Consider the following 11,291-nt stretch of genomic DNA (forward strand, 5'->3'; position numbering starts at 1 on the left):
TGTTCAATAAATTAACGACAAAGTGCAGCTTTTATAAGGTGGTATTCACTAACGTTTTACAGCTTTTTATTATGTATAAAACTATGACTAAAATAAACGGGAGCAAAACTGTAAAGGGGGTTTACAAAAAACACAATCACTCAGTATCAAAATAGGAACAAACAACTCGATTTATAGGGTTCATCCCTAATTCATTACAACAAACTACAGTGTAGGTATGTTTGTTAACTTAGATTAACTTCAAATTACATTAGTAAAAAAGAGAGACTGCTATGAAATTTTATATTGTTAAAAAAGATCAGCAGCTCGAAGCTATTCCAGCTGAAGAAGAATTGCTTGAAAGTTACCAAAATAATAACTACAAATACGTAAATATAGTGTCGGCATGTAACAAACAGGATGCGCTAAAACGACTCCCATCTATGCAAAAAAGTAATAAGAAATGGGTTATTATTGGCGTAAATATTGCCGTAGTATCAATATTTTTAACTATTTCTACCATAAATTAAAAATAGTTAATTTATTGGTTGATCTTTGGTGCCATTTGTATTTAAAATCGCCCACCTTTTTATTTGAGGCAAATAAACTCGTCACGTTTATCCTCAAATTAATATCGATTACTAGCAAGAAATGCGGTGGGCTTATGGATTTTTATATCCTAAAAAAACAACAAGAACTAATTGCTATCCCGGCAAATGAGAACAACTGTAAACAGTATCTCGATTCTGGTTATTTTTACATTGATAAAGTAGCAGCTTGTAACGAAACTAATGCGTTAAAAGTTTTACAAACAAAGCAAACTAAAACCTTAAAATACCCTTTAGTGATGGCACTTTTAGCATTACCTGTGGTTTTTGTTAGTTGGTATAGTTTAACCTAGCACTAATGCAGGCTCTGGGCTTGCATCTTTAAATGTCTTGGGTATATTGGCGCTCTTATGGTTTTTTAAGAGCGCGAAATGAAAGTCCTTCACACCTCAGATTGGCACCTTGGCCAACAATTTTATGAACACGACCGCCGTGTAGAACACCAAGCCTTTTTTACCTGGTTATTAGCCACACTAGTTGAGCAACAAATAGACCTACTTTTAGTTGCTGGCGATATTTATCATACTGCTACACCAAGCGCTAATGCCGAAAACCAGTTATACCAATTTATCAAAGACGCTAAAATAGCGTGCCCACAACTGCACGTAGTTATTATTGCGGGTAACCACGACTCTGCAAATCGTATTCTGGCAGCCAAACCATTACTAGCACAGTTTGATACACACGTAGTAGGCCGCTTTGATGCTGCAACACCTGATGAAACTGTTATTACCATAAATACCAATGGTAAACGCGCTGTAATCGTTGCCATGCCATTTTTACGCGCAAGTGATGTAAGTTCACTTAACCAAACTGAAAATGGCCCTAGTTACGCACAAGGCGTTACAAAAGCTTACGAACTTGCGCTAGAACAGGCAGCTAATATAAATGAGCAAAACTCACCATTAATAGTTATGGGTCATTTACACGCAAAAGGTGGCGATATTTCTAGTGATTCTGAGCGTAACTTAATAATAGGTGGTGAAGAGTCTATTTCAGCCAATGTATTTGGGAAACACGCAAACTACGTCGCCCTTGGGCATTTACACAAAGCACAACAAGTCGCTAAAAGCGATGTTATTCGCTACAGCGGTACGCCTATTCCGATGTCGTTTGCAGAGCGTAATTACACACACCAAGTAAATGTTGTTGAGTTTATTACTGATGAAAAACAACACATTAGTACAACTGTAAACCCCCTTTACATTCCGCGCTCAGCTGATGTAATTATTTTACCAAAAGGGGAGTGTGTGCCATTAACCGATTTGTGCGAGCAAATTAAAGCCCTCGACACCACACAAAATACAATAGCGCCTTATTTACGTGTAAAGCTAAAATCAAGCGATACCGACACCACTTTTAGAGAGCAGATAGAACAAGCACTTGAAGACAAGCATATTAAATTTTGTGGTATTGAACGTGTACGTGAACAATCGACTCAAAATGACGACAGCACCGTATTTGAAGATTTAAGCGAAGTTGAAATGCTCAACCCGCTTAATTTATTAGATCAAGCATTCGCAAACGATAAAGACATGGCAGGACAAAGCGTACCCGATGAGCTAAAGGCACTTTTGAATGACGTAATAAACGAGCTTACGGAGCAAGAACAACTATGAAAATAACCGCAGTTCGTATTCATAATTTAGCCTCCATTGTTGATGCAGAAATAGATTTTACTCAAGCCCCATTAAAAGACGCAGGCTTGTTTGCCATAACAGGCGATACCGGCGCTGGTAAAAGCACATTTTTAGATGCTATTTGTTTAGCCCTTTATACTAAAACAGCACGCTTACGTGGTGATAAAGGAAACTTAATAGAGTTTAACGGCGACAGCATTAAGCTTAATGACGCACGTAATTTACTGCGCAGAGGTACATGGGAAGGTTATGCCGAGGTAGACTTTTTAGGGCAAGATAAACTGCTTTACCGTGCGCGCTATACAATTGCACGAACTCATAAAAAAGTAACAGGTAAACTAAAAACACCAGAGCACACATTAGTAACTCTGCCAGACGAAACCCTAATAGCCGATAAAAGCCAAACAATAAAAGAAGTAGAAAGTAAAATAGGGCTTAACTTTGAGCAATTTTCCCGTGCTGTACTTTTAGCGCAACACGAATTTGCTGCATTTTTAAAAGCCACTGGCGATGAGCGAGCACAACTTTTAGAGTGCTTAACAGGCACCGATAAATTCAGCCGTATTGGACAACGTGTATTTGAACGCAACAAAGAGATTAAAGATAAGTTTGAATTACTTAAAGCAAGCTTAGCCAGTTACACTTTACTTAGTGAAGATGAATTAATAGAAAAACAAGTTACGCTTGAAGAACTAAAAGAGCTAATTCAAATTACTAAAAAATCGCTCACCAGCACAGAGCAAGATCTAAATTGGCACAAGCAAGCTAATACCTTAGAGCAAGCACTAAAACAAGCTCAGCAAAACCAACAAAATGCCAATAGCGAACTTGAAGCCATTGCTAAGCAAAGTGAACAAGCTAAACAAGCACAAAACACGCTTGAAATTAAAGATAACCGTAATCGTTTTAAAAGCTTAACCGCTCAAAATAATGAATTAGATACACAAATAAGCAATTTAAAAAGCATTGATCACACTTTGTTAATTACAGAGCATGCTAATACGCTTAAAAAGCAGCAAAGCGAATTACAAACAGCTAAAGAGCAAAAGCAAACCGCTGAACCGATTATTGCTAAAGCGCGCGAGCTCGACAGCAATATTGCTTTGCAAACCCAAACGGTAAAGGGTACTGAGTCACAAATAAACAAAGAGCAAACTCAACTTGATGAGCTCAAACAACAGTTTAAGCAAAGCAGTAACGAGTTAGAACTTGCTAATACCGACTCAACTAAAAGCCAACAATGGCTTAATGAACATACACAGCTGCACGTTTTAGCAAAAGACTGGAGCTACTATCAGCAAAGCTTTACTACTTATTTAAGTGCGCAGCAGCAATTAACAGCAAATCTTGTGCAAAGCCAAGCTCTTAATAGTGAGCTTACAAATCAGGTCGAGCTGTTAAATACGCAAAATAATAAAGTGCAGCAGTGCGAGGCACAACTTAATAGTGAACAATCAACTTTACAGGCATTAAATACTCAGCTTAATGAATTTAATGCAGAGCACTGCGACGCGCAGCTAAAAAGTATTGATTACTTAAAAGAGCAGCGTGAGCGTTATGGGCAATTTAACGCAGAACTTAAACAAAGCACTCAACGCCAACAAGTACTTAATCAGCAGCTGAATGAAAGCCAACAAGCTCATGCTTTACTTAATCAGCATTTAATAACCAGTGAGCAAGCGCTTAAAGGCAGCGAATATGCACTTAATCAAGCGCGTTTAAGGGCAAGTGAAAATGTAGAGCATTTACGCACTGAGCTTCGCCCTAATGAGCCTTGTTTGGTATGCGGTGCAACTGAGCACCCGTATGCGGTAAATCAAAATCAGCAATTAAATAACTTAATTACTGATTTTGAAAATGCTTTTAATACTGCTAAAAAGCAATTTGACCATGCACAAAGCGAGTTGCATAAGTACCAAACTCAACATGCCGTATTAACCGCTGAGCACGAACAACTTGAGCAAGTAATACAGACAGCAAAAGCTAAACAGCTCGACATTAAAAATACCATGCAAGGTGTACGCACCGAGCTTAACGACTTAACGGCCGATCAGCTTGAAGCAACTTATAAGCAATTAACTGCGCAAAAAGCGCAGTACTTTGAGCAACAAAAACGCCAACGTACACTGCAAATCAAAGTAAATGAGCTACAGGTAGCACTCAAAGCAGAGCAGCAAGTACAGCAGCAATTGAGTAATAAACAGCTTGAGCTTACACATCAGCAAAACCAAATAACGAGTAAGCATAGCGAACTAAGTGCGCAAATTAACGAGCTGGGTACAACGCTTAATAGTCAATTTGAAAACAGTGATTTTTGGCAGCAACTGCAAGCCAATACGCTTGAGCTTACCCAGTTGCACGAGCAAGTTACGCAGTACCAGCAAACTCAAACACAGCTTGAGCAAAGCCAAAAACTTCAACACACAGCTAATGAGCAAATAAAGCAGCTTACCCCGCTAATAAGTAAAAGCGAGCTGTCGTTAAAAGCACTCAACGAAGAGCTTATAAAAGCGAAAGAGCTATTAAACACTTTGCAAAGTGAACGTTTAGCTTTATTTAACAACGAGCAAATAACTGCAGACGACTACCAAGCAAAACTAGTAAGTGCGCAAGAGCAAATGCAATCGCTGGTTCAAGCGAGTCAAAAAACATATGACGACGCTATAAAACAACGAGACGAGCATGCCCTAACCCTTAAAAACGTTGAACAACGCTTGCTTGAAAACAACCAAGAGCTAAGCACACTTGAAGCGCGATACAAAGAATGGTTTGCACAATTTAAAACAGCCTACGCTGAGGCAACACACGAACAGGTCAATATTTTACTAACATTAAGTAGCGAGCAAATTAAAGCGCACTTAAAACAGTTTGATCAGCTATCTCAAGTATTGGGAGATGCAAACGCAGCGTTAAACCAACAGCAAAAAACAAGCACACTACATCAAAATACGAATAAACCAACGATCTCACAAACAGAGGTAGTTAAGCAGCTCAATATCTTAAACGAGCAACAAACTGAATTACAAAATAGTTTACTTATAACCAATACCGCTATTGAGCAACATTTTCAAAACGCTAAAGCGCTTGAAGGTAAGCAAGCTGAGTTAACTAAGCTTAAAACGCTGGTTGAACAGTGGCACTTACTTAATAAAGTATTGGGCGATGCAACAGGTAAAACCATGCGTAATTTAGCGCAAACACAAACCTTAAAAATATTACTGCATTATGCGAATAGCCATTTAAAAACGCTCAATAAACGCTACGAATTAACGGCAATAGCGCAAACACTCGACATTGCGATTATCGACCGTGATATGGCAGACGAGCAACGCTCTGTTAATACACTCTCGGGCGGTGAGTCATTTTTAGTATCGCTAGCGCTTGCACTTGGTTTAGCATCACTTTCATCTAATAAAGTGCAAATCAATTCTTTGTTTATTGATGAAGGGTTTGGTACGTTAGACAGCGAAACCCTAAGTATTGCAATGGATGCACTTGATTCACTGCAAGCACAAGGTAGAAAAGTAGGCGTTATATCGCATGTAAGAGAAATGAGTGAGCGTGTAGCCACTCAAGTGCATGTAGCTAAAAAGCCAGGTGGATATTCCACAGTTGAAGTTTTATAAACAACATTACTGCCAACAAGGAGATACAATGCCAACGTTTACAGGCGAACAAGCAACACAATACGATAGCCGTATAACCCGTTTAGTTCCTGGTTATGAGTTATTACATCAACTTACTAATGCGCAACTGCAAGCAACATTAAGCGACGATGCGCATATTTTAGTAGTAGGTGTAGGCACTGGTAAAGAAGTACTCGCATTAGCGGCACTAAACCCTACGTGGCAATTTACTGCGCAAGATACATCAGCCGATATGCTTGCTATCGCAAAGCAGCAATTTGACGAGCAAGGTATAACAAGCCGCGTAAATATTCATAATGGCCCAGTTGATAAACTATCGGTTAAAGCCGATGCTGTTTTATGTTTATTAGTTATGCATTTTGTACAAGATAACGGCGATAAAAAACAGTTATTAAAAGCGATTAAAGGCAGCCTTAAAAAAGACGCAAAACTTTATATTGCAGACTTAATGCGCCCCGAAACCCTATTTGAACGCGAAGCACAGCTCACAACGTGCGAGCAATTAGGCTTAACCGAAACCGGTAAAACGCAAACAGGGCACGACTTAGAAAATGAGTTTTACCCACTTGATAGAATGCGCTTTAGCGAACTGCTAAGCGAGTGCAAATTTGGCATTCCTAAACTTTATTTTAAAGCGCTAGGTTTTAGCGGATACGTTGTTTAACTTTAAACACTAAATATCTAAGTCAAATAAGCAAAGCTTAAAAGACTAATCTTAAACACCGAATTAATTTTAATTCGGTGTTTAAACTAAAAAAACCATGGCAATAAGTAAACTCAAAATAGATACATCTACTTCAAACTGCATCACCTAACCTTATGAAATTAATATTATCAAAATAAACCCGATAATCTTTTCCCTAAAGTTAATTACCTCAGATTCAGATCAATTAAGAAAACAATGTGCAATTGAGTTTTACCGTATTAATGCAACCTATAGTCAATGCGATATTGGTGATGTCAGATTGGTCAATTTAATGTGTATTTATGAAATTGAAATAAATATATAAACCAGCTATAGCACTTTCTTTACTCACCCTTATTAGCGCCTGTGGCAATATTGGTTATACACATAAAAGTGAATTGCTTGCACGCTGCTAATAAGTCCATTTCAACAAAACCCACAAAGTACTGTGTTGAATAACCAAACACCGAGTAAACAATTATCTCGGTGCTTGGTTAAATATAAATTACATTAAAACGGCTTAAATGCTAATTTTAAAACAAGCTCTAGTTACGCCTAAAAATAACTAATAAGCATAAATTAATGCCTTATAGCTATACGCTTATCAGTAAAGTGGCGGCGCTTAGGATCACTAAAATACTAACTCACCAGAATTAAAAAAAATAAATACACCTCAAGCAGTTATATGTAATACTGACCATGTTAAATTTAAATAACTTAAATTCAATGCGTTAGTAAATCACTAAACCAGAACTCAGGTTAACTTGCATTGATTGGAAAACTCAAAATCCAATCCCAAAAATTAGGAAAATCATAAACTGATTTTTGACTTTGTATAACAGACAAACTCTGCAACAAATCAGTCGCCTCTGAAGCTCCGAAATCAGTAACAAATCGAGCTTCTTTATTGGTCGCACTCGCCATAGCCGCTTGATAGGTTTTCAACAATGCGACAAATATATTTATATTGTTAGCGACGGAAAACGGTGAAAACGTCCTATCGATACTATTGTGGTGATAAGCAATAATGTCACCTGTCGCAATATCCATACACAAACGGGCAGGATACGTCTCAGGAAAAGGCGCAAAGGTACCAATGATAAAGAGCGCCCCATCAGGCCCAATTAAATCTTTGCGAAACTTAACAGACTCTACCGGTGGGTTCTCCACTTTAAATCCAAAATCTTCCATACCGCTAAGCGCCTCCAAATCGTTTATAAATTCAGGGCTTCTTAATACATCAGGCACCGAATAATAAACAGCACGACAGGATGTCAGAACAAAACCTTTATTCACTTTAGCATCATACACTTCAAGCATGTCGCCATCATGGCTGTAGGCTATAGGTATAGAGTGATTGGAAGATAAGCGATAAATTTGACCTGTCATCAAATCAATTTCCACTAGAATCATCCCACTGTAACTGTCGGCCATAGAGCAGAACAGTCTCTTTCTATCTGGATCGGTAACAAAAGGCCCGGCAAACCAACCATCTAACAGAACACCATTAAATACCAGTTTAATTAATGCAATATCATCATGGAAAAAAAAGTGTTTACCAAGCTCTCCAGATATCTTTATATCAATGCCTCTGTTATGGAGGTCTTGAAGTACTTTATCGGTGTAATTCCAGGGATTCTCCATCTTATGTAAGGAGATACATCGACTTGTTATGTAACTAATGTTGCCAAACATTGAATTAATATTAATTCCTAATTTACAGAGAGATTCATCTCTCATTACTTTATTAATTGAGTATCTTTCATAACAGTGTTTCCATATTACTCTATGACGCTCTGTGGCAGAAAAAAAGTGATAATTTAACGTTAAAAAACTGGCTAGAGTTTCAATATAAAAACCGTCCTCATCTCTGTGCTCAAGGTAATAGCCCCAAGTACGATCATCATTTAAGTACTTGAAAAAAATCTGTTTCTTAACCGTTTCTAATGCTTTATTTTCCACACCTTCTAGCCAAACATAAAAAAGATCAAAAAGACCAATTGAATAAAGTGCACCACAAGAATTAATTGATTTATGGTAGAAGTTTCTAAGGATTTTCTTACGAATAGACTGATTGCCATGAGCAATCATATTAACGAGAAAGGCTTTATTTTCATCACTAAAATTAAGCTGGCAATCTTCTCTTGTAAGTAATTCATAAACCCAACTTTCTGCGATTTTAACAAGTTCTTCTTTAGTAGAAGAAGAATAGCGTAATTCACCACTGTGAATAACCTCTTCTGAGAGATTAAGGAAAAGATATAATTTCTTTTTCAGAGGCGTTGTTTTTAATAATTGTGTCATTTAAATCCTTATAAAATAGATGGGTACTACAAACAGCAACATTAAAATATTGTGTTTATTATTTATAATTATGCTTAACTAATTGTTAGCTTATGTATTTATAAAAAATCAAACCTTCGACTAGAGAAAGTTACACCGAAGATAAAATCAATAAAATTGACAATCAAATGACCATTCACCACTTTTATTTTTATTAAAATAGGCAATGCCATTATCTGCCCACATCCAATTAGGTTTTTCTTCACTACCAATTTGATAAACAAAACCATCTAAATCTGCGGCATGTTGTATACATTTAGGATAACCACCAAATTTTGTATTAGGGTAACGTTTTAAATCACAATAAAACGCTTCATCTGCGCCTTCGGTATTATTAATTGGATCTAAATTAACTAATTCCCACGCATTTTCCCAATCAGGCGCATCATCTTTAACTTCATTCCATTTTATTGGAAACTCTTTCACAAGCGATTTTTCGTTACTTTCTGGCAATAAAGTTAAACCATCTAATGTTGTATATTCTCTTATTTCCCAGCCATCTCCATGGGGTTTATCAAACGGATACTCTTCTCTATTAATAAACATGATTAAGAATGCAATACCTTTTAATTCATCAGGCACAACAGGAAGCTCATCAACATTAACTTGGAGTAAAGCAAACATATTTCGACCTTTATACTGAGGAAGAGTTTCATCCTTTTTACCAACCCCTCTGCCACCAAACCAAGACGTTAATTTATTTTCAGGAGGGCGAAAACCACCTATTTGTGCAACAGATGCACATTTTAGATGTGTGTATAGTTCTTCGTATGTTTGCTTTACCGTACTCATACTATTTCCAGTTAATGAACTTATTGCACTAAAAATGAATAAGCTATTCGATTTTTATAAAATCGCAAAATACGCTATTGCATAACTTGCAGATACGTTTTTATTTAGCTGATGCCTTTTAAAATGAAAATAATGTCTGAGAGTTATTAAAACGACTTTATTGATGCAGAAATACACAGCAGCTATATACCCAATTTTTGAAACACATAGTCTGCATTTCATCATGTAGATACAGCCTGAACAACCTAACCAATCTCTTTAAGTGCACTCAATGCTGCCTGTGCTTTATCTGTTTGTACGAAAATGTGGTCGTGATAAAACGCAGCTACCACATTAGCACTAATACCATGCTCAGTGAGCTTTGCAGATACCGCAGCGGTTAACCCTACCGCTTCAAGGCTTGAATGCACGTTAAGAGTAATTAAATTATATTTACTCTCAAAGGTAATACCTGCTTTATCGGCGGTTTCAGCTTTTAATATAAGAGTTAGACCTTCTTCTTCTACAAAAGTAGCAAGTGGCTCTAAATGAACATAATCAGCGAGCTTTCCTGCCAAGCAACAAAAAATATACTCGCCTTGCTTAAGCTCTGGCTGCATTGATTTTAATAATTGGTTTAGATCTAAAATTCCGGCCATGGTCGCTCCTATTAACCCTATTTAATTCACGTAGGTAAGTCTATTTTCTAACTGTTTTTTAATTAAACTACTATCTCGTATAGCTATTATATTTTCGACAATATTCCAAACACCGACCAATTTGTAAGGCTCTATTGGCGATTGGTTTAAGCTTAAATATTATAAAAGGAGTAAGTTTAAAGAGTCGCTTAGTTTTTAAGTTGAGCAAATTAACTTTCAATCATTTTTATTATTTTTGCAGGATTCCCACCTATAACAACGTTATCGCCAAACGATTTTGTAACAACAGCACCCGATGCAACAACTACATTATTACCTAAAGTAACGCCTGGATTTATGACTGCATGACCACCAATCCAACAATCATTTCCTATTGTTATTGTTTTTGCATATTCGAGCCCACTTCTTCTATCAATTGGGTTTATAGGGTGTGTAGCGGTATAAATTCCAACCTGTGGTGCAATAAAGCAATTGTTACCAATATTAACTTCCGCAGCGTCTAAAATAACGCAGCCAAAATTAGCATAAAAATTTTCACCTACATGAATATTTGACCCATAATCACAATTAAATGATGACTCTACATGAACTTGTTTTCCTGTTGAGCCAAATAACGCATGTATAATTTGAGCTCTTTCATCCAAATGAATAACACTTGTTTGGTTTAGCGCTTCCGTTTTTAAGCTAGCTTTTAATCGTAATTCAATAAGCTCAGGGTCACTTGGGTCATAATACTGACCAGATAGCATTTTTTCTTTTTCTGTCATAATTTAAAATCCAAATAATATATTTTTTATAAGTGGCAGATTCAGCTTTTAAGCTAAGCACCACTCATAGGTTGGATCTTAAGGAATAAAACTTGAAAACATGCTCTGAATTTGATCTGATAGTAATCGCCAAACCACTATCTATCCCAAAAGCAGAGCATGAATAAATATAATACTGAGTTAAACAAAATA

Annotated in this window: 9 protein-coding genes; 5 read left to right on the forward strand and 4 right to left on the reverse strand. The window is 36.8% G+C overall.

The window, feature by feature from the left end:
- The first annotated feature begins 272 nt into the window (after positions 1-272).
- From I6F65_RS17955 to I6F65_RS17975, 5 genes are all read left to right on the forward strand, one after another.
- Entirely contained in the window at positions 273-509 is a 237-nt protein-coding gene (locus I6F65_RS17955) for a hypothetical protein (protein WP_197114226.1), read from the forward strand.
- 134 nt (positions 510-643) lie between these two features.
- On the forward strand, positions 644-880 hold the full coding sequence (locus I6F65_RS17960) for a hypothetical protein (protein WP_024613115.1): 237 nt from the start codon (positions 644-646) through the stop codon (positions 878-880).
- Between the two features lie 78 nt (positions 881-958).
- The gene (locus I6F65_RS17965; RefSeq protein ID WP_197114228.1) at positions 959-2,206 is read left to right on the forward strand and encodes an exonuclease SbcCD subunit D C-terminal domain-containing protein; all 1,248 of its coding nucleotides are present in this window, start codon (positions 959-961) and stop codon (positions 2,204-2,206) included.
- The gene (locus I6F65_RS17970) at positions 2,203-5,853 is read left to right on the forward strand and encodes an SbcC/MukB-like Walker B domain-containing protein (RefSeq protein ID WP_197114230.1); all 3,651 of its coding nucleotides are present in this window, start codon (positions 2,203-2,205) and stop codon (positions 5,851-5,853) included. Before I6F65_RS17965 ends, I6F65_RS17970 begins: the two co-directional genes overlap by 4 nt.
- 28 nt (positions 5,854-5,881) lie before the next feature.
- Positions 5,882-6,538 (forward strand): class I SAM-dependent methyltransferase, encoded by a 657-nt coding sequence (locus I6F65_RS17975; RefSeq protein ID WP_197114232.1) that lies wholly within the window; start codon positions 5,882-5,884, stop codon positions 6,536-6,538.
- 780 nt (positions 6,539-7,318) lie between these two features.
- Here I6F65_RS17975 and I6F65_RS17980 read toward each other — a convergent pair.
- The 4 genes from I6F65_RS17980 to I6F65_RS17995 form a co-directional block, all read right to left on the reverse strand.
- The gene (locus tag I6F65_RS17980; protein WP_197114234.1) at positions 7,319-8,863 is read right to left on the reverse strand and encodes a hypothetical protein; all 1,545 of its coding nucleotides are present in this window, start codon (positions 8,861-8,863) and stop codon (positions 7,319-7,321) included.
- 147 nt (positions 8,864-9,010) lie between these two features.
- Positions 9,011-9,694: a DUF1963 domain-containing protein gene (locus I6F65_RS17985; protein WP_197114236.1), complete on the reverse strand. Its 684-nt coding sequence runs from the start codon at positions 9,692-9,694 to the stop codon at positions 9,011-9,013.
- Positions 9,695-9,939: 245 nt separating this feature from the next.
- Positions 9,940-10,332: an ACT domain-containing protein gene (locus I6F65_RS17990; protein WP_197114238.1), complete on the reverse strand. Its 393-nt coding sequence runs from the start codon at positions 10,330-10,332 to the stop codon at positions 9,940-9,942.
- A 209-nt stretch (positions 10,333-10,541) separates the two neighbouring features.
- Positions 10,542-11,099, reverse strand: a complete 558-nt coding sequence (locus I6F65_RS17995; protein WP_024613121.1) for a sugar O-acetyltransferase — start codon at positions 11,097-11,099, stop codon at positions 10,542-10,544.
- Positions 11,100-11,291: the final 192 nt, after the last annotated feature.

The sequence above is a fragment of the Pseudoalteromonas sp. SWXJZ94C genome (assembly GCF_015864385.1).
GTDB lineage: Bacteria > Pseudomonadota > Gammaproteobacteria > Enterobacterales > Alteromonadaceae > Pseudoalteromonas.

What these genes read in the sequence shown, in the direction of transcription:
- I6F65_RS17975 (WP_197114232.1), top strand. Translation starts at nt 5,882, where the DNA reads ATGCCAACGTTTACAGGCGAACAAGCAACACAATACGATAGCCGTATA.
- I6F65_RS17995 (WP_024613121.1), bottom strand. Translation starts at nt 11,099, where the DNA reads ATGACAGAAAAAGAAAAAATGCTATCTGGTCAGTATTATGACCCAAGT.
- I6F65_RS17985 (WP_197114236.1), bottom strand. Translation starts at nt 9,694, where the DNA reads ATGAGTACGGTAAAGCAAACATACGAAGAACTATACACACATCTAAAA.
- I6F65_RS17970 (WP_197114230.1), top strand. Translation starts at nt 2,203, where the DNA reads ATGAAAATAACCGCAGTTCGTATTCATAATTTAGCCTCCATTGTTGAT.
- I6F65_RS17990 (WP_197114238.1), bottom strand. Translation starts at nt 10,332, where the DNA reads ATGGCCGGAATTTTAGATCTAAACCAATTATTAAAATCAATGCAGCCA.
- I6F65_RS17955 (WP_197114226.1), top strand. Translation starts at nt 273, where the DNA reads ATGAAATTTTATATTGTTAAAAAAGATCAGCAGCTCGAAGCTATTCCA.
- I6F65_RS17960 (WP_024613115.1), top strand. Translation starts at nt 644, where the DNA reads ATGGATTTTTATATCCTAAAAAAACAACAAGAACTAATTGCTATCCCG.
- I6F65_RS17980 (WP_197114234.1), bottom strand. Translation starts at nt 8,863, where the DNA reads ATGACACAATTATTAAAAACAACGCCTCTGAAAAAGAAATTATATCTT.
- I6F65_RS17965 (WP_197114228.1), top strand. Translation starts at nt 959, where the DNA reads ATGAAAGTCCTTCACACCTCAGATTGGCACCTTGGCCAACAATTTTAT.